At 62.5% G+C, this 21,680-nt stretch carries 19 protein-coding genes and 4 tRNA genes; 20 read left to right on the forward strand and 3 right to left on the reverse strand.

What is annotated here, in order from left to right:
* Positions 1-87: 87 nt before the first annotated feature.
* On the reverse strand, positions 88-624 hold the full coding sequence (locus BT122_RS03235; protein WP_059052599.1) for a bifunctional nuclease family protein: 537 nt from the start codon (positions 622-624) through the stop codon (positions 88-90).
* 217 nt (positions 625-841) lie between these two features.
* Between BT122_RS03235 and BT122_RS03240 the strand changes: the two genes are divergently transcribed.
* The 5 genes from BT122_RS03240 to typA all read left to right on the forward strand — a co-directional run bounded on the left by BT122_RS03240 (position 842) and on the right by typA (position 6,956).
* Positions 842-918: transfer RNA gene (locus BT122_RS03240), tRNA-Ile, on the forward strand.
* Between the two features lie 59 nt (positions 919-977).
* Positions 978-1,053: transfer RNA gene (locus tag BT122_RS03245), tRNA-Ala, on the forward strand.
* Positions 1,054-1,518: 465 nt separating this feature from the next.
* Positions 1,519-4,287 carry a magnesium-translocating P-type ATPase gene (gene mgtA / locus BT122_RS03250; protein WP_072354553.1) on the forward strand — a complete coding sequence of 923 codons (2,769 nt, stop codon included), beginning with the start codon at positions 1,519-1,521 and terminating at the stop codon, positions 4,285-4,287.
* Positions 4,288-4,503: 216 nt separating this feature from the next.
* On the forward strand, positions 4,504-4,959 hold the full coding sequence (locus BT122_RS03255; RefSeq protein WP_072354554.1) for a hypothetical protein: 456 nt from the start codon (positions 4,504-4,506) through the stop codon (positions 4,957-4,959).
* Between the two features lie 158 nt (positions 4,960-5,117).
* Complete coding sequence (gene typA, locus BT122_RS03260; protein WP_072354555.1) at positions 5,118-6,956, forward strand: translational GTPase TypA; 1,839 nt, start codon at positions 5,118-5,120, stop codon at positions 6,954-6,956.
* A 98-nt stretch (positions 6,957-7,054) separates the two neighbouring features.
* Here typA and BT122_RS03265 read toward each other — a convergent pair whose 3' ends face one another.
* Entirely contained in the window at positions 7,055-7,813 is a 759-nt protein-coding gene (locus BT122_RS03265) for a trimeric intracellular cation channel family protein (protein ID WP_072354556.1), read from the reverse strand.
* A gap of 142 nt (positions 7,814-7,955) precedes the next feature.
* On the opposite strand from BT122_RS03265, the gene BT122_RS03270 reads away from it, so the two are divergent.
* From BT122_RS03270 to BT122_RS03330, 13 genes are all read left to right on the forward strand, one after another.
* Positions 7,956-8,046: transfer RNA gene (locus BT122_RS03270), tRNA-Ser, on the forward strand.
* A 44-nt stretch (positions 8,047-8,090) separates the two neighbouring features.
* Positions 8,091-8,180: transfer RNA gene (locus BT122_RS03275), tRNA-Ser, on the forward strand.
* Between the two features lie 436 nt (positions 8,181-8,616).
* A complete protein-coding gene (rpsF, locus tag BT122_RS03280) occupies positions 8,617-8,910 on the forward strand; it encodes a 30S ribosomal protein S6 (RefSeq protein WP_032110064.1) in 294 nt (97 codons plus the stop codon).
* 47 nt (positions 8,911-8,957) lie between these two features.
* Positions 8,958-9,497 (forward strand): single-stranded DNA-binding protein, encoded by a 540-nt coding sequence (locus tag BT122_RS03285; RefSeq protein WP_072354615.1) that lies wholly within the window; start codon positions 8,958-8,960, stop codon positions 9,495-9,497.
* Positions 9,498-9,544: 47 nt separating this feature from the next.
* Positions 9,545-9,823 (forward strand): 30S ribosomal protein S18, encoded by a 279-nt coding sequence (gene rpsR / locus BT122_RS03290; RefSeq protein ID WP_059052580.1) that lies wholly within the window; start codon positions 9,545-9,547, stop codon positions 9,821-9,823.
* Between the two features lie 32 nt (positions 9,824-9,855).
* Positions 9,856-10,935: a DUF2232 domain-containing protein gene (locus BT122_RS03295; protein WP_072354557.1), complete on the forward strand. Its 1,080-nt coding sequence runs from the start codon at positions 9,856-9,858 to the stop codon at positions 10,933-10,935.
* Positions 10,936-10,958: 23 nt separating this feature from the next.
* The gene (gene rplI / locus BT122_RS03300) at positions 10,959-11,480 is read left to right on the forward strand and encodes a 50S ribosomal protein L9 (protein ID WP_072354558.1); all 522 of its coding nucleotides are present in this window, start codon (positions 10,959-10,961) and stop codon (positions 11,478-11,480) included.
* Between the two features lie 539 nt (positions 11,481-12,019).
* Complete coding sequence (dnaB, locus tag BT122_RS03305) at positions 12,020-13,375, forward strand: replicative DNA helicase (protein ID WP_072354616.1); 1,356 nt, start codon at positions 12,020-12,022, stop codon at positions 13,373-13,375.
* A 195-nt stretch (positions 13,376-13,570) separates the two neighbouring features.
* Positions 13,571-14,851, forward strand: coding sequence for an adenylosuccinate synthase (locus BT122_RS03310; RefSeq protein WP_072354559.1), 1,281 nt, complete (start codon positions 13,571-13,573; stop codon positions 14,849-14,851).
* A gap of 66 nt (positions 14,852-14,917) precedes the next feature.
* Complete coding sequence (purD, locus tag BT122_RS03315) at positions 14,918-16,213, forward strand: phosphoribosylamine--glycine ligase (protein WP_502685896.1); 1,296 nt, start codon at positions 14,918-14,920, stop codon at positions 16,211-16,213.
* A 189-nt stretch (positions 16,214-16,402) separates the two neighbouring features.
* Positions 16,403-17,116, forward strand: coding sequence for an NUDIX domain-containing protein (locus BT122_RS03320; RefSeq protein WP_143189967.1), 714 nt, complete (start codon positions 16,403-16,405; stop codon positions 17,114-17,116).
* Positions 17,109-17,975: a hypothetical protein gene (locus BT122_RS03325; protein ID WP_143189958.1), complete on the forward strand. Its 867-nt coding sequence runs from the start codon at positions 17,109-17,111 to the stop codon at positions 17,973-17,975. The genes BT122_RS03320 and BT122_RS03325 overlap by 8 nt, the downstream gene beginning before the upstream one ends.
* A gap of 886 nt (positions 17,976-18,861) precedes the next feature.
* Positions 18,862-19,464 carry a hypothetical protein gene (locus tag BT122_RS03330; RefSeq protein ID WP_143189959.1) on the forward strand — a complete coding sequence of 201 codons (603 nt, stop codon included), beginning with the start codon at positions 18,862-18,864 and terminating at the stop codon, positions 19,462-19,464.
* A gap of 221 nt (positions 19,465-19,685) precedes the next feature.
* Here BT122_RS03330 and BT122_RS03335 read toward each other — a convergent pair whose 3' ends face one another.
* A complete protein-coding gene (locus BT122_RS03335; RefSeq protein ID WP_072354561.1) occupies positions 19,686-20,555 on the reverse strand; it encodes a pyridoxamine kinase in 870 nt (289 codons plus the stop codon).
* 144 nt (positions 20,556-20,699) lie between these two features.
* Between BT122_RS03335 and purE the strand changes: the two genes are divergently transcribed.
* Positions 20,700-21,161 carry a 5-(carboxyamino)imidazole ribonucleotide mutase gene (gene purE / locus BT122_RS03340; RefSeq protein ID WP_072354562.1) on the forward strand — a complete coding sequence of 154 codons (462 nt, stop codon included), beginning with the start codon at positions 20,700-20,702 and terminating at the stop codon, positions 21,159-21,161.
* Between the two features lie 57 nt (positions 21,162-21,218).
* A complete protein-coding gene (locus tag BT122_RS03345) occupies positions 21,219-21,668 on the forward strand; it encodes a GatB/YqeY domain-containing protein (RefSeq protein ID WP_059052563.1) in 450 nt (149 codons plus the stop codon).
* Positions 21,669-21,680 lie beyond the last annotated feature (12 nt).

Genomic DNA, 21,680 nt, shown 5'->3' on the forward strand with positions numbered 1-21,680 from the left:
GGCAGTCGTTGGCTGCCGGGTCCTTATTCTTGCGGTCCGATGAGATAAAGGGATGAGACAAAGGGACTGTCCCTTTGTCTCATTGTCTCATTTCTGTGGGGCGTTGTCGCCGCCGTCGGTCACGTTGAAGTCGTCTGGCGAGAGGCCCTCCACAAACTCGTGGAAGTCCTGCATCTCCTGATTGTGCTCTTGGTCCTCAATGGCGCCAAAGTCGGGCATGCCTGCTACGTCGAGCACGGACTGCTCGGCGAAGAGCGGCGCCCCGCAGCGTACGGCTAGCGCGATGGCGTCAGACGGGCGGCAGTCAACAAGAACCTGGCGACCGTCCGCGTTCACGAGGTCGAGCTGGGCATAGAACGTGGTGCCCGAGACGTCGTTGATGATGACGCTGCGCAGGTGCCCGCCAAGGGACTCCATAACAGACTTGAGCAAATCGTGAGTCATGGGGCGTGCGCTGTTCTCAGGATTGACGCCCATGCTGATTGCCGTCGCCTCTACCGACCCAATGCGGATGGGAAGGCTGAGCGGCTCCTTCTCGTTTTGCTTTGCTGGCTTGAGGACAATGAGGGAAGAGACTGGCCCCCCGCCAATCACCACCGTTTTGATGTCCATTTCCGTAAGCATGTAGCCACCCCCTGTCGTGCTGTTGCCCGCCTATCCTACCCAAACATGCTGGGTGCACAAGCTTGGTCACGAAAACTTCTGCCGAGAGATGCCAGGATGCCTGCGCATTTGGCGTCCCAAGCCCTGTACTATCGATGTTCCCGAAGAATCTCCCAAAATTTCTTGGGAGTGGTTGTTGACCTTGAGTGGGGTGGGGTGTAGTATTCCTTCTTGCGTTGGGCCTGTAGCTCAGTTGGTCAGAGCGTCCGGCTGATAACCGGGAGGTCACAAGTTCGAACCTTGTCAGGCCCACCACCTTTTGACAATAGTCACCCCAGCGTTAGCCGAGTCGCCGCTGGGGTGATTATTTATAAGGGGACATAGCTCAGCTGGGAGAGCGCGGGCTTTGCAAGCCTGAGGTCGTGGGTTCGAACCCCATTGTCTCCACCACACGTTCGAGGACCCTGCGGTTGCTACCGCGGGGTCCTCTTTTTGTTACCAGCCCCGCTTGCCCTTTCCCTCTCCGGCACCTCTCTTTCTTTAGCGGTATCTGAGAAATGAACTTCTCGCCAACTGGGCAAACGTGACCTCTGGTTCTCAAAAACCGCTAAAGAACGGGAGGTATGGTGCAATCAAGAGGATGACGAGGAACTCGGGGTATAGTAAATACACCTGGTTCCAAGGGGCGGGGAGCCCCAAATTCCGAGGAGGTGCCAACCATGAGTGACGGTAGCCATGCTCGAGAAAACGCAAGCTTACTAGGGTTGGTGCCTGCCAACAGGGGAGACGGGCACCGCCGGTAGCGCAGGTGCAACTCTGTAAAAAATCATGACGTGCTAGCTTCGCTGCCGGTTCCCGCGGGCATGACGCCACGCGTGGCGCACCCGTGTGCATCCCCGGGATCGGAGGTGGCCCATGAGGCTGCTCACCACCGTCAAGCTCACCGCGAGGGGGCTTCTCACCCGTCATGTCGCGACGACATCCAAAAGGGATACGCGCAGGACACTCCAGCTCGAGTGGCTGCGTGGCATATCTGCGCTCGACGCCGCCGAGGTCTACAGCGAATTCAACACAAAGCGAGACGGACTCTCGGACAGCGAGGTCGAGCTTGCTCGTGCATCCTGGGGCACAAACGAGATGACCCGCGTCCGCCGTGATCCCGCCATCGTGCGATTCCTCAAGGCGTTTGCGGATCCCTTCACGGGAATTCTCGCCCTTCTCGCTGCGGTATCCCTGGTAACGGATGTGATTCTCGCCGCACCTGCAGACCGCGACCCCTCGACCTTCCTCATCATCTTTGCCATGATCGCCGTCTCCGGAATCCTGCGCTTTGTCCAGGAAGGCAAGAGCGACAACGCCGCGGCGGCGCTTGCCAAGACCATCCAGACTACTTGCAACGTAGAGCGCGAGGACACGGGGCGCATCGAGATTCCCCTGGCAGACGTAGTTGTTGGTGACATCGTGCACCTTGCCGCCGGCGACATCGTGCCCGCCGACGCCCGCCTGATTCAGGCTCGCGACCTCTTCCTGGGAATGTCCTCTCTCACCGGCGAGAGTCTTCCTGTGGAGCGTACGGCGGCGCCCTGTGCCAGGCCCGCAAACGACACTCGCACGGCGGGCGACCTTGGAAACATCGTGCTCATGGGCTCTACCGTGGTCTCGGGGAGCGGCGTTGCTGTGGTGGTTGCCACTGGTGCCAACACCATGTTCGGCAGCATGGCCACAAGCCTGGGGGCGTCGCGCGGCAAGACTGCCTACGACGAGGGCATCGCCTCGGTGAGTAAGCTCCTTCTGAGGCTCATGGTGGTCATGGCTCCTCTCGTCTTTGTGATCAATGGCATTACTAAGGGAGACTGGCTCTCGGCCCTGCTCTTTTCGCTCTCGGTTGCCGTTGGCCTCACTCCCGAGATGCTGCCCATGATCGTGACCACGTGCCTGGCAAAGGGTGCCGTGGACCTCTCTCGCGACCGTGTGATTGTGAAGCGCCTTGACGCCATTCAGAACCTCGGGGCAATGGATGTGCTCTGCACCGACAAGACCGGCACCCTCACCGAGGACCATGTGGTGCTTGAGCGCCACCTTGACCTCAAGGGTAACGAGGATCCCTGTGTGCTGCGCTACGCGTTTCTTAACAGCTTCTTTGGGACGGGCATGCGCAACCTCATAGACTCTGCAATCATCTCGCGCGCAAGCGAGGAGACTGCCCAGGGTGTCCGCGGCATCGACGCAGACGAGCTTGCGTCGAGCTGGCACCTTGTTGATGAGGTTCCCTTTGACTTCGAGCGTAGGCGCGTGAGCGTGGTGGTCGAACGCGCCGACGGCCATCGCCGCATGGTCACCAAGGGTGCCATCGAGGAGGTTCTGCAGGTCTGCACCGAGGTCGAGTACGGTGGTCGCGTGGTGCCCCTGAGCGCTGATATGCGCGAGAAGGTCCTTGCCACGGCATACGACCTGGCCGACAAGGGCATGCGCGTACTGGGCGTGGCCTGCAAGGCCAACCCGGCCGAAGCGGAGGTACTCTCTGGCAAGGATGAGCAGGACATGACGCTCATCGGCTACCTGGCGTTTCTCGACCCGCCCAAGAGGAGCGCAGCCCAGGCGGTTGCGGCGCTTCGCGAGCATGGTGTGACCACCAAGGTTCTCACCGGCGACTCGCTGCGTGTTGCGTGCACCGTGTGCGAGACCATCGGCCTCCACGTGGAGGGGACGCTTGACGGAGCCGCCGTGGCCCAGCTCTCAGACGAGGAACTTGAGGAGCAGGTGGAGCACGTGTCCGTGTTCGCGAAGCTCGCGCCCGACCAGAAGGTGCGCGTGGTGCGCGCGCTGAGGGCCCGTGGGCACGTGGTTGGCTTCATGGGTGACGGCGTGAACGACGCCGCCGCCATGGGCGCGAGCGACTGTGGTGTCTCGGTTGACTCCGGTGCTGACGTGGCCAAGGAGGCGGCAGACATCATCCTTCTCGAGAAGGACTTGGGCGTGCTGGAGCGCGGGATTGTGGAGGGCCGCCGCACCTTCTTCAACATGAACAAGTACGTGAAGATGACGGCAAGCTCGAACTTTGGCAACATCTTCTCAGTGCTGGTGGCGAGCGTGTTTCTGCCCTTCCTGCCCATGACTGCCGTGCAGCTTCTACTGCTCAACTTCATCTACGACTGCGCCTGCGCAGCCATTCCCTGGGACAACGTCGATGCGCGCGAGCTGCGGGCGCCGCAGACTTGGAGGCCCGGCTCCATCTCGAGCTTTATGTGCTGGGTTGGGCCCACGAGCTCTCTCTTTGACGTGGTGACCTACGTGCTGCTGTTCTTCTGGGTGTGCCCGGCCGTGGCTGGCGGGAGCTGGCCTACCATTGCAGGTGACCCTGCGGCCATGGCGCGCTTTGCGGCCACCTTCCAGGCGTGCTGGTTTGCCGAGTCCATGTGCACGCAGGTGCTCTTCGTGCACCTGGTGCGCACCGAGCGCGTGCCCTTCGCACAGAGCATGGCTGACTGGCGCGTGCTGCTGTTTGACGCCGGTGCCATCGTGCTCTCGCTTGTCATTCCGTTCACCGCGGTGGGAGCCGGCCTTGGCATGGCACCGCTGCCTGCGGTATTTCTCGCCGCGCTGCCGCTGGTGGTAGGTGCCTACGCAGCTCTCGTGCTGGTGGTGAGGAGGGCGTACGTTCAGCGCTTTGGCCGCCTGCTGTAGGGCATGGACCTCTGACCCCTACCGTCTGCCCTCCAATGGTTTCTATCGTCCGGTCTCTCCCGTTATTTAGCGGAAATTGAGAAGCCTACTGTTTGCCAACTGGGCAAACGCGACCTCCGATTCTCAAAAACCGCTAAAGAACGGGAGGGGGTGGAGCATGGAGGAACGGCTACCATTGGAGTGTCAGAGAAACAACGCAGGCAACAGGGAGGCCTCATGGGTGCTGAGAAGGACGGACAGGGCGTCTCGCCGGAGCTGGATGACCTCTCGAGCACCCTCATGGGCCAGGCGTTTGACGTGCTGGCAGAGGGCGTTGAACTGGATGTGATTCTCGCCGTCGAAGATGCCGCCTGCCACGTTGCCAGTTACACCTTTGCCGATGATGGTCCGGAGGAGTGCCTCGAGGGTGCCCGCAGGAAGGTGCGCGACCTTGTGCGATCTCACGGTGACGTGGGCGCTAAGCTTGGCGACCCAGTGCGCTATGCCCTTGCCTACGAGGGTGCTGTTGCCGACGAGCGCGGCGCCTACCAAGATGCGGTGATACTCGAGTTTGGCGAGCGAGGCCGTACGAGTTTTTCGGCCTTCTCGCTTGTAGATGGTAAAGGCGAAGGCGACAACTTTGCCTGGACAGACCCCGCCCCTGCCGGCGAGGTGGAGAACCTGCTGGGATAAGCGAAGCGTCGCGCTCCTCGGCCTCTTTGGCGTACCATATAGCAGTTTGCGTGGAACGATGCGCTGTGGGGTCCGCTGGCCCTCGCGCTGGTATAAAGTTGCCGCGAATCCGTAAGCGTTGGCGTTTGCTACGCTAGCGAGCTAGACGAGAGGTGCCCATGCTCCAAGAGCAGATTAGAAACATCGCAATCATTGCCCACGTCGACCACGGCAAGACTACGCTGGTTGACCAGATGCTCAAGGCCACCCATGCCTTCCGCGAGAACCAGCAGGTTCAGGAGCGCGTGCTTGACTCCAACGACCAGGAGCGCGAGCGAGGCATCACCATCCTGGCCAAGAACATCTCCATCGAGTACCAGGGCATCAAGATTAACGTCATCGACACCCCGGGCCACGCAGACTTTGGCGGCGAGGTCGAGCGCGTGCTCAAGATGGCAGACGGCGCGCTGCTGCTGGTAGACGCGGCCGAGGGCCCCATGCCCCAGACGCGCTTCGTCCTCTCGCACGCCATTGCCGCACACCTTGCAATCATGGTTGTCATCAACAAGATCGACCGCGATGGCGCCAACCCCGAGAAGGCCCTGAACGACTGCCTCGACCTCATGATGGACCTGGGTGCCACCGACGAGGAACTTGAGTTTGCTATGGAGCACGTGGTGTACGCATCGGCCGTCAACGGCTTCGCACGCCTCGACCCCAACGACGGCAACATGGACATGTATCCGCTGCTCGACATGATTATCGACGCCATGCCTGCGCCCGACGTCGACCTCGAGGGTCCGCTGGCCATGCAGTGCGTGACCGTTGACCACTCCGACTACGTGGGCCGCATTGGCATTGGCCGCATCTACTCGGGTACCATCCACGCCGGCGACAAGATTCTTGTGGTGAAGAACGACGGCAGCCGCGAGATGAGCCAGGTCAAGCAGCTCTTCACCTTTGACTACCTGGGCCGCAAGGAGTGCAGCGAGGCCCAGGCGGGCGACATCGCTGCCGTGGTGGGCGTTGACCACACCGATATTGGCGACGTCTACACCGACCCCGAGAACCCCGTGGAGCTTGACCCCATCGAGATCGATCCGCCCACCATGTCTGTTGTGTTTGAGGCGTCCACCTCGCCGCTCGTGGGCCGCGATGGCGACATTGTTGGTGGCCGCCAGCTCAAGGAGCGTCTGATGACGGAACGCGAGAACAACGTCACCATGCGCATCGAGGAGCTGCCCGACAAGACCGGCGTCGAGGTCGCCGGCCGCGGCATCCTGCACCTCTCGGTCCTCATGGAGCAGATGCGCCGCGAGGGCTTTGAGTTCCAGGTCGGTCGCCCGCGCGTCCTCTTCAAGGATGACGGCCACGGACACAAGCTCGAACCCATCGAGGAGGCCGTGGTCGAGTGCCCCGGCGAGTACTCCGGCAAGGTCATCGAGCTGTTTGGCAACTCCGGCGGCAACATGACCAACATGGTCTCCGGCGTGAAGCAGGACCACCTCGAGTTCAAGATTCCCACGCGCGGCGTCATGGGCCTCAAGAACCGCATCCTCAACGTGACCCACGGCGAGGCCGTGTTCTACCACAACTTCCTCGAGTACGGCCCCATGGAGGGCGAGCTTGGCAAGCGCCAGAACGGTGCCATGATCTCCATGTCCACTGAGAAGGCCGTTGCCTACGCCCTGGGTAACCTGCAGGACCGCGGCACGCTCTTCGTTGGCCCCGGTGATGAGTGCTACGAGGGCATGGTCGTCGGCGAGCGCTCAAAGCCCGGCGACATCGTGGTGAACATCGCGCGCACCAAGAGCCTTGGCAACCAGCGTAGCTCCACCGCAGACATCGCAGTACAGCTCACGCCGCCGCGCACGTTCACGCTGGAGGAGGCGCTCGAGTACATCATGGACGACGAGCTGGTCGAGATTACGCCCAAGAACATCCGCATGCGCAAGCGCATCCTCTCCGAGGTCGAGCGCCGCAAGTGGCGCGTGCGTCACGGCCTGGTTGACAAGTAGGCCCGGCTGGCACTGCACATGAACTAATCAGCCTAGGGCACTGCGGATAAAACCGTGGTGCCCTTCTTTTTTCCACCGGACGCGACTGAGTGCAGACATTAGTCGTTGTGCTTCCGAGCGGAACTGCGGCTCCTTCTCGCAGAGCTCCTGCTTCTCGAAACGCGCCGCGTGAGCTTGCGTACCCCACCGGCTACGCGTGGGGCAAGGTTCACGTCGTTTGGCGAGATCACGTTGTAGTGGAGCGACCAGCGCCTGAGGCCTACGGTCACCGCCACGCAAAGGAAGGCCGCCCAGGGCTTTGCCACCCAAAAGACAATGACCGCCACATAGTAGACGGTAGAGCCAGCGAGAGCGCACAGCGCATAGTAGTTGCTCGGCTTGAAGATGCGGGGGATGTCGCCCAGAAACACGTCACGGAGCATGCCGCCTCCAACGCCGGTGAGCGTTCCCATGAGAATGGCCGAGAACGGCAGGAGCCCATAGACAATGGCCTTGTCGGCCCCCATGAGCGCAAAGAGCCCCACGGAGACGATGTCAACCCACTCGATGAGGTTTGAGAACTTATCGAAGAGGCTTGGGAACAAGAAGGCGAAGATGCCCATGCCAGCTGCCGCAGGAATGGCATAGGGCGAGGAGAGCATGTAGACCGAGCCCGCCTGCATGGTCACGTCTCGAATGAGGCCACCACCCAGGCCGCAGAGCATCGCGAGGCCGACAAACCCGACAAGATCGAGCTTTCGCTCGCGCGCGACAAGGACGCCGGATACCGCACCGACCATGAGTGCTGCCAGGTCAAGCCAAGCGGGCAGCGAAACGGCAGCCATCTCGGGACCATACTTTGAAAACAGCTCCGGCATCCTGACTCCCCCGTGATTGGACAGGCGTCTATCTTCTCGCAAATGGCCATTTTGGACGACCGTTTGTGCGAGAAGAAGCAGTGGAGAAAAAACGACTTCCCTTCCACGGCAAAGATACGATATACTAGCCGTCGCGGTTCCTGGAGAGTTGTCCGAGTGGCCGAAGGAGCACGATTGGAAATCGTGTATACGCCTAAAGCGTATCCTGGGTTCAAATCCCAGACTCTCCGCCAGTAAATCCAGCGGCGTCCCACTGGGGCGCCGCTTTTCACCCCACGGAGGGGTGGCAGAGTGGTTGAATGCGGCGGTCTCGAAAACCGTTTACCCCTTCGGGGGTACGAGGGTTCGAATCCCTCCCCCTCCGCCATTTGAATGCGAGAGCAGGTGCCAGGTGGTGCCTGCTCTTTTTCTTTGTCGCGATGTCTAGGCGCGAACGGTGAATCGGAAAATGTGTAGAAGTTGTGTATGATGAGCATCTCGCTACGAGTTTTCGTTGTGGGCAAGGACGGCATTCGCCGCCCCCAGAGCGGTGCCTGTCAGCTCTGTGTCAGTAGCCTGTCCGTCCAGCGTCAGATTGTTGTCAGCGACGAGCCGTACCCTTTGGAAAGGCAAGAGGGACGCGTGGTCTCGAAAGTGCGGGGCGCATGCGGCAGGACGCAGAAGAGGTTGTGGATTCGGACACACATTCGCAGGTCACGGGGGAGTTGTCTTCGGGTGCTGTGATACGATACCAAATCGCATGCTTCCTGCCCTGGACGCAAACCTTCACGATCCAGGGCCATCAGCCCAGAGGAGGTGACACCATGAAGGCTTATGAACTGCTGTTCTTCGTCGATCCCACGAGCAACGAGGAGACTCGCGCTGGCGTCATGAAGCGCATCGAGGTCGCTATCACCACTGACGGCGGTACCGTCGACTCCGTTGAGGATTGGGGCAAGCGCAAGCTCGCCTATGAGATCGACCACCTCACCGAGGGTGACTACACCCTCATCAACTTCCACGCAGATCCTTCCCAGATCGCAGAGCTCGACCGAGTCCTGCGCATCAGCGATGCCGTCAAGCGCCACATGATCGTGGCCCGCACGGACAAGGACTAGCCAGCGGAAGGCGGGCCATGCGCCCGCACAGAGAGGTAGTGAGCAACGTGAGCATTAACAGGGTGAACATTTCGGGCAACCTCACCAGGGACCCGGAGCTTCGTTCTACCGGCGGTGGCACCCAGGTACTCTCCTTTGGTGTCGCAGTCAATGACCGTCGTCGCAACCAGCAGACCGGCGAGTGGGAGGACGTGCCCAACTTCGTCGACTGCGTCGTGTTTGGCGCTCGTGCCGAACCGCTCTCGCGCTACCTCAGCAAGGGCTCCAAGGTCGCTATCGAGGGCAAGCTCCGCTATAGCTCCTGGGAGACCAAGGAAGGTCAGCGTCGCAGCAAGCTCGAGGTCGTCGTGGACGAGGTCGAGTTCCTCTCGTCCAGGAACCAGGCCGCCGCTCCGCAGCAGACTGCCCCTGCGCCGCAGTATGGTGCGCCTCAGCAGGTCCAGCAGGCTCCCTACGCCGCGGCACCCCAGCCGGCAGCGCCCGCGCAGTATCCCGCGCAGCCGGGTTACTCCGCCCCCGCACCGGTCGCGCCGCCCGTCTCGACGCCCCCCGCAGCAGACGTGTACGACGAGGACATTCCGTTCTAGAAACAGCAAGGCGGCCTTCTGGCCGCCGTTAGAAAGGCAAACCAGACATGGCTCAGCAGCAGAAAAAGCAAGAGTTTCAGCGCCAGCCGCGTCGCAAGTACTGCCAGTTCTGCAAGGAGGAGACCGAGTACATCGACTACAAGGATGTGCAGCTCCTCCGCAAGTTCATGACCGACCGTGGCAAGATCAAGCCCCGTCGCGTCACTGGCGCCTGCACGCAGCACCAGCACGATATCGCGGTTGCCATCAAGCGCGCCCGCGTTATGGCGCTCCTGCCCTACACCGTCCCCGTGGTCTCCAGCCGCGGTGGCCGCAGCCGCGGCTAAGGTGCGGGGTTCGAGAAAGAACCAACTAGGTCATGACGGTGGAGAAGGACACAGACGAGCAGACCAGGGCGCTTGCGCTCTGGAACGCGTCTAACCCCAAGGACAACTCGTCCGAGCAGGGCGGAATTGTCCCTGCGGGAGACGGCGCACAGGCACCGCGCGGCAGGTCGTCGCTCGTTGCCGGGCTTGTCATTTGCGCACTCGGTGGCGTGATAGCCGCGTACATCCCCATGCTCGGGTGCTTTGCCATAGGTTGCGGCGCGGTCATCACCTTGGCAGCGCGCAGCCCCCTGCAGAGTATTGCTACACTCGCCTGCACGCTTGTGCCTGCGGCGATAGTGGCTGCCGTGGCGCAGGTTGCCACGGTCCCAAGCGTTCTTGTTGCCTGTGCCATAGGCATTGGGACGGCATGGGCATCTGCACGTAGCAGACTGTCGCTTTCGGTTGCGTTTGCGCTCATCACGTGCGGTACGCTCGCGCTCATTGGCGTAGATGTCATCCAGCTGCAGTCGATGGGCTCCTCCATGGCCGACATGATCACGCAGCTCGTGAACGTGTATGCAAGCGGCATTGGCGTGTCTTCCGTCTCGGCGGCAACGCAGGTCGAGACGCTGCGGGCGACGTTGCAGGTCTATTGGCCAAGCGCGTATCTCGTTGTGGCTTTGATCGAGTTTCTCTGTGCGCTTCTCGGCGTCCGCGCGTCGGCGAAGCGCGAGGATCTTCGCGTCACCATGCCAACGCTTATAGAGTACGACGTGCCCGTGTGGCTCGTCGGTGTGCTTGTAGCCGACATCCTTGGGCTTGCGGCGGTAGGTGTGGTGCCACAGGCATACACCAATGCCGTGAACATGGTCTCGGCTAACGTCCTGGTGGCTCTCCGGATTGCCTTTGCAATCCAGGGCTTTGCCATCATTGCCTGGCTTATTCAAACCAGGCATGTGGGTGCGTTTGCGGGCGCGTGCACAATAGTCGCCGGGCTTTTTCTCGAAGACCAGTTTTACGTCATGACCATCGTGGGGCTTGTCGATGTGTGGAAGAACTTCCGTCACCTTCCCAGGGGCGTGAAGACCACCATCCAGAGCAACACGGACCAAGATCAGAAGTCGGCATAGCCGACTGAACGAAGGAGTGTCCCATGAAAGTCATCCTCTTGGGTGAGCTCCGGGGCAAGGGCGGAGAGGGCGACGTCGTCGACGTGGCCCAGGGCTACGCGGAGAACTACCTCTTCCGCAACAAGATCGCCCAGCCTGCCACCCCGGGCAACCTTAAGCAGCTCGAGCAGCGCCGCAGCAGCATTGCCAAGCGCGAGGCCGAGCGCATCGCCAACGCCGAGGCCACCAAGGCCACGCTTGACGAGAAGCTCGTGAAGGTCGACGCGAAGATCGGCGAGGAGGGCCAGCTCTTTGGCTCCGTCACCTCCCAGCAGATCGTCGACGCCATCAAGGCCCAGCTTGGCGTCGAGGTCGACCGCAAGCGCATCGTCCGCGGTGCCACCATCAAGACCGCCGGCCGCCACGCAGTCGAGATCAACCTCTACCGCGAGATCAACGCGAAGGTCATCGTCCTCGTTGGCGACGAGCCCGTCGCGGAGGAGCCCGAGGCCCCCGAGGCCGAGGCTGCCGACGAGGCGCCCGAGTCCGTCGAGGCCGCTGAGTAGCTCAGGAGTTTTCGACCAAACCCGCTCTCAACTGGTGATTTCAACAATCACCGCAGTTGAGGAGCATCGGTCCGGACTCCATCGAGCGAGTGCACTACCACAAATTTGCCCCGCATGCACGTGTGGCATGCGGGGCAAACGCTCGAATAATGCATTTTATTGACCCGTCTAACTGGGGAAATACCTAATTACCGGATATTCTCGCCAAACAGGCTGGTTGGTTTCTCAGGTAATGAATATTTAAGGCCTTTGCTCTCGACGTTTTTCTCGTCCGATGCAACGCCGCTTGCCAAATTGTTGAAAACGTTGAAAACTCCTAAAACACCCGCTCAGAGTGGGACGTTTTCAACATCGCTTGTTGAAGACCAGGACGCTTTTCGCATAGTCGCAGGTAGGCGGCGTGGCTCCACCTGACGGAGAAGGACGGATGCTTCCCATGCGTTTGCGGTAGCATCCAAGAGACAAAATCGATTCCCAAAGGCATAACGAGGGGGCATGGAACGGTGGCACAGGACGGCTACGACATCAATCCCACCCAGATGACGGCGACGTCGGACGTCGCCATGCCTCAGGACCCAGAGGCCGAGTCCTCGGTCCTCTCGGCGATGATGATTTCGCAGGACGTGCTGCAGGAATGCCTCATCGAGCTTGAGCCGGATGACTTCTACATCCCCTCCAACCGCAAGATCTACCTCGCCATGCGCGAGATGTTCGAGCGCAACATGGCCGTCGACACCATCTCGCTCGCAGACTTCCTCAAGAGCCAGGGTGAGCTCGAGCGCGTGGGCGGCAGGCCCTACCTGCTCGACCTTGGCAACAACTCGCTTGCCCTCGTGGGTTGGCGGCGCCATGTCGAGATGCTCCGCCGCGACTCAACGCTGCGCCGCATGATCTCGGCCGCCGCGCAGATCACCGCCCTTGCCTACGACGCTCCGGAGGATACCAAGGAGGTCGTTGACCGGGCCGAGAAGATGCTGCTCGACGTCACCAACAGGGATGTGCGCTCGAGCTACCAGCCCATCGGCTCCATCATGAGCGACCTCTTCGACCAGCTCTCGGACATGTGCGAGAACCAGACCGCCGAGCTGGGCGTCAAGACGGGCTTCCCCACCATCGACTCCAAGCTCCTAGGCCTCCGTGCTGGCCAGATGATCGTCATCGGCGCCCGCCCCGGCGTGGGCAAGACCTCCTTCGCGCTCAACCTGGCCGTTAACGCGGCGTTCAACGGGGCGTCCGTCGCGTTCTTCTCGCTCGAGATGAGCAAGATCGAGATTGCCCAGCGCCTGCTTTCTGCCCAGTCCGGCGTGGGCCTTCAGGAGATTCGATCGGCCCACATCCAGAACGACCAGTGGCCCGAGCTTATCCGTGGCACGGACGAGCTCTCTGGCCTGGACATCATGATCGACGACACGCCCGGCACCACGGTCACCGAGATCCGCGCGAAGGCGCGCCGCATGCTCCACGGCAAGAAGCTGGGGCTGGTTGTGGTCGACTACCTGCAGCTACTCTCTCCTCCTGCCGGCATGCGCCGCGCGGACAGCCGTGCCACCGAGGTCTCTGAGATGTCACGTGGCATCAAGATCATGGCCAAGGACCTGGAGTGCCCCGTCATTGCCCTGTCGCAGCTCTCCCGTCGCGTGACCGAGCGTACCGGCAAGCGCCCCGAGCTCTCGGACCTGCGCGAGTCTGGCGCAATCGAGCAGGACGCCGACATCGTCATCCTTCTCGACCGCTCCATGGACGAGGAGGAGGCGGCGCGCGACGACCGCCCGGACATGGGCGTCACCAACTTCATCATCGCGAAGAACCGATCCGGCGCTCTCGGAGACGTCCCCCTCACCTTCGTGGGCAACAAGACCAAGTTCCTCGAGGTCACGACGCGCTACGACGACTAGCGGCTGCGCTCTTCTCGCCCACGGCGGCGCTGATCGTGTCGGCGCCATGCGCAAACTTGTTATGGGTGTGGGATGTTTCCGCTCGCCCCGGCACCGCTCACGAGTAGGCTTGTCCATGCCGTATACTTGCGTGGTTAGGGGCACCGTGCGCCTCGCGCCGTCTGCCCGCCTATTTCACTCTAATGAGGGGGAGCAATGCCTGCATCAGTTCTCGTGGGTACGCAGTGGGGCGACGAGGGCAAGGGTAAGGTGACGGACCTCATCTCGGGAGACTTCGACGTCGTCTGCCGCTACGCCGGTGGAGCCAACGCCGGCCACACCGTCATCGCAGGCGGCCACAAGCTCGCCCTTCACCAGGTTCCCTCTGGCGTCATGTACCAGGGCGTCTACCCCGTGATCGGCAACGGCTGCATCGTTGACCCCGAGGTCCTTCTCGGCGAGGTCGACACCCTCGAGGCCCAGGGCATCTCCTGCAAGGACCTCAAGATCTCCGGCAACGCGCACATCGTGATGCCCTACCACAAGGACCTCGACGGCGCGCACGAGAAGAAGCTCGGCAAGAACCTCATCGGCACCACCAAGCGCGGCGTCGGCCCCTGCTACATGGACAAGATGAACCGCACCGGCCTGCGCATCCAGGACATGCTGGACGAGAAGATCTTCCGCGAGAAGCTCGAAGCGGCCCTCGCCTACACCAACCCCATCCTCGAGAAGGTCTACGAGCTTCCCACCTACACCGTCGACCAGATCTGCGAGACCTACCTGACCTACGCCGAGCGCATCCGCCCGTACATCGTGGAGAGTTCGCTCTTCTTGAACGAGCAGCTCGAGGCCGGCAAGAACATCCTCTTCGAGGGCGCTCAGGCCACCATGCTCGACATCGACCACGGCACCTACCCCTTCGTGACCTCTTCCAACTGCACTGCCGGCGGTGCAGTGACCGGCTCGGGCGTTGGCCCCACCCGCATCGACCGCGTGCTGGGCGTTGCGAAGGCCTATCTCACGCGCGTTGGCTCTGGTCCGTTCCCCACCGAGCTCTTCGACGAGGTTGGCGACAAGCTCGGCGAGGTTGGCCACGAGTACGGCGTGACCACTGGACGCAAGCGTCGCTGCGGCTGGTATGACGCCGTGGTCGTGAACTATGCCGCCCGCGTGAACGGCCTCACCGACCTTGCCATCACCAAGCTCGACGTTCTTGGCTGCCTGGACGAGATCAAGGTCTGCGTTGCCTACGAGTGCGACGGCAAGCGCTACACCACCGTCCCCGAGCACCAGTCCGTCTTCTACCACGCCAAGCCCGTCTACGAGACCCTGCCCGGCTGGAAGTGCGACATCTCTGGCGTGCGTAACTTCTACCAGCTCCCGCGCGAGGCCAAGGACTACATCGACTTCCTCGAGCAGCTCGCTGGCGTGCGCGTCTCCATCATCACGGTGGGACCCGACCGCGAGCAGACCATCAACCGCTACTGGGACTAAGCGCTGCAATGACGCGCCCGGGCAGCCCGGGCGCGTCATGCCATTGGGATGAACGAGGGAGGACACGTGGGCGAATCTAAGGTCGATATTCTTCTCCTGGGTGCGGGAGGACGCGAGCACGCGCTTCTCGCCAAGCTCGCCGAGTCGCCCCGCGCGGGCAAGCTTTGGGTCGCACCCGGTAACGGAGGCATGGACGCCATGGCCCAGGTTGCCCCCGTCGACCAGGACTCGCCCGTCGACGTCGCGGACTTTGCGCGCGAGAACGGCATCGGTCTCGTTGTCATTGGGCCGGAGGCCCCGCTCGTGGACGGCGTGGCAGACGCCGTGCGCTCCGCTGGCATCGCCTGCTTTGGGCCAAACGCCTCTGCCGCGCGCATGGAGGGCTCCAAGAAGTTCGCCAAGCAGGTCATGGCGCGCGCGGGCGTGCCCACTGCCGCCTGGCGCTCCTTCACGGAGCAGGGGCCCTGCGAGGAGTACGTGCGTCGCCTCGACGGACCCTGCGTGGTGAAGGCCGACGGCCTGGCCGCGGGCAAGGGCGTCATCGTTGCCAAGAACGCCGAGGAGGCCTTGGCTGGCGTGCGCGAGTGCTTCTCGGGTCGCTTTGGCGAGGCCGGCGCAACGGTGATCGTGGAGGAGACCCTCGACGGTCCCGAGTGCTCGCTTCTCGCGCTTACCGACGGCACCACGCTGGTGCCGCTGGCAACGGCGCAGGACCACAAGCGCGCCCTCGACGGCGACAAGGGTCCCAACACCGGTGGTATGGGCGTCTACTCGCCCGTTCCAATGGTCACGCCCGAGGAGCATGCGGCCATGGTCGCCATCGAGCAGCGCGTGGTCGACGAGCTTCGCGCCGAGGGCATCACGTATTCCGGCTGCCTGTACGGCGGGTTCATGCTCACCAAGGAGGGTCCCAAGGTCCTCGAGTTCAACGCGCGCTTTGGCGACCCGGAGACCCAGGTCGTACTGCCGCGCATGCAGGCGGATCTTGTCGACGTCTTTCTCGCCTGCGACGAGGGGACGCTCTCTCCCGACATGGTCACGTGGGACGACGACTGGGCCGTCTCGGTGGTCCTTACCAGCGCCGGGTACCCCGGTGCGTACGAGAAGGGCAAGCCCATCACGGGGATTGACCGCGCAGAGGCGCTTCCGGGTGTGACCGTCTACCATGCCGGCACGGCAACCGACGCAAACGGGCAGCTGGTCACGGCCGGTGGCCGTGTGCTTGACGTGACGGCGGTTGCGCCAACGTTCGAGGAGGCCCGCCGCCAGGCGTACGCTGCCTGCGACCTTATCAGCTTCGAGGGCAAGACCCTGCGCCACGACATTGGTGCCAAGGCGGTTCTGCCCAGGAGCAACGCATAGCGACGAAACGCCAACGTGGCGCGATGGAAGACGAACGGGGAGGCCTAGACAGTGGCACGGGTGCAGGACACGGACGAGAGGGACGAGGGGTACACCTACGAGGACTCGTCGGCTGACGATTCCCGGATTCGACCGCAGTACGTCGAGGCGGTCCCCACGATGGATGACCTCCGCTCGGCAACCGCTGACATGCGCTCTGCCGCCGATGGCCTCACCTTCGACGGAGATCGGTCGAGTCAGGATCACATGTCGGGCCTCCCGCAGGCGCGCGATCTGGTGCTTGGCGAGGACGACCCGCGCGATGCCGGCCTCGAGGAGCATCCCGTCTCGGAGGATGTGGCCTGGACCGGCCGCATCTTCAACGTCAACCGCCTGCGCGTGAAGCTTCCCGACGGCCGCGTCGCCGTGCGCGACGTGGTGCGCCACCCCGGCGCCGTTGCCGTTGTTGCCCTCACCGACGAGGGCCGCATCTGCCTGGTGCGCCAGTTCCGCACGGCGCTGGACCGCGTGACGGTCGAGATTCCCGCAGGCAAGCTCGACCCAGGCGAGGACCCGCTCGACGCCGCGCATCGCGAGCTTGCCGAGGAGACCGGCATGCAGGCCGAGAAGATGGCCTATCTCACCACGATTGCCTCTTCCGACGGCTTCTGCGACGAGCTCATCCACATCTACATGGCCACCGGACTGAGCTTTCACCAGTCCAGCCCTGACGCTGACGAGTTCATCAACGTTGACCTTGTCGACCTCTCCGAGCTGGTCGACGCGGTGCTCGACGGTAGGATCGAGGACGCAAAGACCGTGGTGGGCGCCCTCATCTGCGACGCAATTGCCCACCGGCTTGCGCCGGGCGAGGCGGCTGGCCCCGTGAACGATCCCGCGAACGAGGGGAACCTCGATGGCTAAGCCGAAGAACGAGATGGCCAGGCGCCAGACCAATGCGCTGACCGCCGACGAGGCCGAGAAGCTCTTCGAGACCGTAGACGAGACGGGCCACTCCAACGAGGAGGTTGCCCGCCGCGAGCGACGTCGCCGCAAGGAGAAGGGCACCGGCGTCGACATCGACCCGCTTTCCGCAGAGGACCCCTCCGGCTCCAACGTGGGCAAGGTCATCGCGAAGACCGCCGTCGGCTTCGTGATGGTGTTTCTCGTCATAGTTGTGGCCGCCCAGGTGCTGTTTGGCGTGGTGCGCCGTTCCAACACGGCGGACCTTGCGCATGACGTGACGGTTGCTACGGTGGCGTCTGCCCTGCGTGGCGGCGTGGAGTGGGGCAACGGCTTCACGCAGTTCCCCGAGGACTTCTCGGTGCAGGAGGCGGATGAGAACACCGGCACCGTCGAGGTGACCGTCATCGACACCACGTCGAGCGACGCCCTCGAGTGCTTTGCCGGCTCGCAGGTGCAGGCGTCGGCCTTCTCGGTGAATTGCCTGCTCAACCCCAACATTAACACCGTCATCTACCACGTGAACGTCCATATGGACGAGAACGGCAAGTTCAAGACCTCGCAGTTCTTTGGCTTCCTCAAGCCCACCGGTGACGTGACCTCGTTCATCACGTTCGTGTGGTCAAAGACCCAGAGCTCCACGGGTGTGAACTTCAACTGCAGCATCACGGGCGTGGACTCGACGCTGCAGGAGGAGCTGCGCGACCAGGTCACGACGTCGTTCACGCCGGTCGCGATTCTCAACGACCTCACGGGCAGCACGGCGGAGAGCGACTCGTCGACAAACAGCAGCGACTCGTCGAACAGCGGGTCGAAGTAGGGGTTCCGCTGCTCTCCTGCGTGGCAGCTTCTGTGCAGAGCGCCTCTCGTCAATTCCGCGCGATTTCGCCGTTTAGGGGTGCCTAAACGTTCGGATTCCGCGGCGTTCCTGCAACACCGCGCGATCTCGCCGTTTAAGGCGTTCTAAACGTTCGGAAAAATCCTAACCGACGAAAAGACGCGCCATTGGCGAGAAGTGCGCTGACGCAGCGCGAGAGACGCGGGCCGCCAACAGGCGAGAGGTCCAACCCCGTATGACGCGGAGCGATATCGCGAGTCACAGCCATTTTTCGCAAACCTCTCAAATCTACCCCTCGCGGTCGTCATGCTACCGTCCACAGAATAATTTTGGGATCAGACCACCAAATACCCCCTTTGAGCTGCGCGGAAGATTGCTGTCAGACAAGTGTCAGTTATAGACGACTCCGGGCTCGGTACAAGAAGCTCACCAGGGCGACCGGAGGGGGCTAGTCGTGAGCAGGGGGTACTGGCGTGTGGTGCAGGATGAGGTGAACGAAGCTCTTGATGCGTCGGAGCAACGCGGGATGTGTCTCTGTGTGAAGAGCGATCGAACGAAGAGGCTTCTTGATCGTCGCGCTAAGGCGGGAGATGTGGTAGCACCATTCCCGCACGCGTATGCAAGGACTAACTATTGGAAGTCCCTATCGCCAAGCGCCCAAGCGCTGTATGTGATTCGCGCTTCCGCAGCTCTGCACCCAACCTGGGTATTCTGTGGGACCTCCGCTGCGATAGCGCATGGCTTGCAGGTTTCCGAGCCAGATCCATCCACGGTTCACATCTTAGATACAAGGGATGGCAGAGGTCACCGAGGCAAGCACGTGGTGAGGCATCCGGTGCGTACGGATGATGTCGGGAAATTCGAGGTCGTGGCAGGTGTAAAGGTAACGCCACTGGGCACGACCATTGCGGACTGCTTGCGAACGCTTCCCATGCCTGCGGGCCTTGCCGTTGCGGATTCCGCGCTTCGCGACCACGGCCTTACGCGAGAAGATCTTGCCAGATTTGTGCAAGCCCAGCCGCGTGCCCGCGGTTCTCGGCAGGCGCTTCAAACCATTGGCTGGGCAGATGGCCGCTCCGAGAACGGCGGAGAGTCGGTGGCGCGCGGCATCATGATTGAACTGGGATTTTGCGTGCCGGAGCTGCAGGTTCTTGTGGGAGACCCGGCGCACCCGGGATGCGAGTTCAGGGTCGACTACGTCTGGGAGACCAGCGTGGGTCGTCTGATATTTGGCGAACTTGATGGTGCGGCGAAGTATGCCGACCGAGGTGGTACAGGCGAGAAGGTCTCTGGCAAAGCGCTTCTCGCCGAACGGCGACGGGAATCTCGCCTCACGCTGTGCAACGCCTCCATCATGCGGTTTAGCTTCGAGGAGGCCAAGAACAGGCCGTTCTTCAGGGCATTGCTCGAACGTTACGGTGTTCCTCGTCGGACGACCTCGACGGATATTCCGCGCGATTTCGCCGTTTAGGGGTGGCTAAACGTTCGGAATCCGCGCCGTTCCCGCAATACCGCGCAACCTCGCCGTTTAAGGCGCTCTAAACGTTCGGAAAAGTGCTAACCGGCGAAAAGGCGCGCCATGGGCAAGCAGGACGCCGCCAACAGGTGAGAGGCGCCGCCAACAGGCGAGAGGCGCGCTGCACCGCCGAGCCGAGCCGCGCCGCCGAGCCGCGCCGCACCCTGCGCTGCCGCCTACCCCACGAGTGCGGCGACCTGCCCCAACAGGCTCTCGAACGACACCCCGCGCACCTCGTTGTCCGGCTGCAGCTGCGTGATGCGCATGGCATCCCGCACGAAGTCCGTGGCAAACGCCACCGCGTCGTACACGCTGCGCCCGCACATCACGGCCCCCGTGAGCGCCGAGGCAAACAGGTCGCCGGTCCCGTGCGTCATGAACGGCAGCTGCTCGCCCACAACCTCCACCAGGTCGACCTTCTCGCCAGCAATGTAGTTCCTGATAAGGCCGTCGCCACGGACCACGCCCTTCACCACAACGAGCCGCGCCCCCATTTCCACCAGCTGGGCCGCATATCGCTCCACCTCGGCCTGCGAGAGATCCTGACCGTGGTAGGGCATGCCGGTAAGCAGGTGTGCCTCGGTGAGGTTTGGCGTAAGAATGTCCGCGCCATCAACCAGCGCGCGCATCTTCTCGCACATCTCGACCGTGTATGTGGGGTACATCTTCCCTCCGTCGCCCATCACCGGGTCGACCACACGCAGCGCCCTAGGATGCTCGCGGTACAGCCTCTGGATGGCGCCCACCTGCGCCGCAGAGCCCAGGAACCCGGAATAGATGGCATCAAGTTCGATGCCTTCTTTGGCCCAGGCGTCCAGGTAGTCGTTAAGGATGGGCGTCGTATCGTGCATGTAGAACGTGGGGAACTTTGTGTGCGCCGAGAAGAGCGAGGTAGGCACCGGGCACACGTCGCATCCTGCCGCAGAGAGCACGGGAATGGCAATCCCCAGCGAGCACTTGCCGTATCCGCACAGGTCGTGCACCGCGGCAACGCGCGGAATGTACGCGCCCTCTCGGTTGTAAAGAACAAGATCCTTTGCGTCCATGCGATACCTTTCGGGTCGTAGTTGGCTCGCGTCGCGTGCCGTGTCTCTGTTGCTGTTGGTTAATGATAGGCCGTTCGCGCCCTGGCACGCCCGGCTCCATCTATACTGTGATGCGTCTCTGAACCCAAATCCAAAGGGGGTCCTATGGCGGACAAGCCGCTGGTGGGAATCATTATGGGGTCTAAGTCGGACATGCCGGCGATGGAGGCGTGCACCGCTCAGCTGGATGAGCTGGGCGTTCCGTACGAGCTGGTCATTGCCTCGGCGCATCGCGCGCCACAGAAGGTTCACGACTGGGCGTCCACCGCTGCGGACCGCGGCCTTAAGGTGATTATTGCTGCCGCGGGCAAGGCCGCTCACCTGGGCGGCGTTGTTGCAGCCTACACGCCGCTGCCCATAGTTGGCGTTCCCATGAAGACGAGCGACCTGGGCGGCATGGACTCCCTGCTCTCCATGGTGCAGATGCCCTCGGGTGTGCCTGTGGCCTGCGTGGCCATTGGCGGCGCCAAGAACGCAGCCATCTACGCAACCCAGATTCTTGGGGCCACCATGCCGGAGTACCGCGAGAAGATTATCCAGATGAAGCAGCAGATGGCAGAGGCGTAGAGTCCGCCGTGCTGCGTGCGGCCGCGCTCACCTCGCGGCCAGGGAGGAAAGCACTACATGAAGAAGGAAGAGCTGCTCGAGCAGATCAAGCTTGCCATGAAGGCGCACGACAAGGCGCGCGTCTCCATCTTGCGCCAGGTAAACCAGGCCGTGAAGCAGGTCGAGGTCGATGAGCGCCGCGACGCCACCGAGGCGGATATCACCAAGGCGGTGAAGAAGCTCCAGAAGGTCACCGCCGAGGAGCTCGACGGCCTGCGAAAGGCCGGCGCCGAGTCCCACGCCGAGCGCATCCAGGAGCTCTCGACACAGGCAGACGTCCTTTCCCAGCTGCTGCCGCGCCAGCTTGAGGGCGCCGACCTCGAGAAGCTGGCCGACTCTCTCATTGCCGAACTGGGCGCCACGGCCAAGCGCGACATGGGCAAGGTCATGGGTGCACTTACCAAGGCAACCAATGGCAACTTCGACAAGCCCGCCGCCGCGGCGTACGTGGGGAGCAAGCTCTCCTAGTTCGCCTCGACC

The sequence above is a fragment of the Olsenella sp. kh2p3 genome (assembly GCA_900119625.1).
Taxonomy (GTDB): domain Bacteria; phylum Actinomycetota; class Coriobacteriia; order Coriobacteriales; family Atopobiaceae; genus Tractidigestivibacter.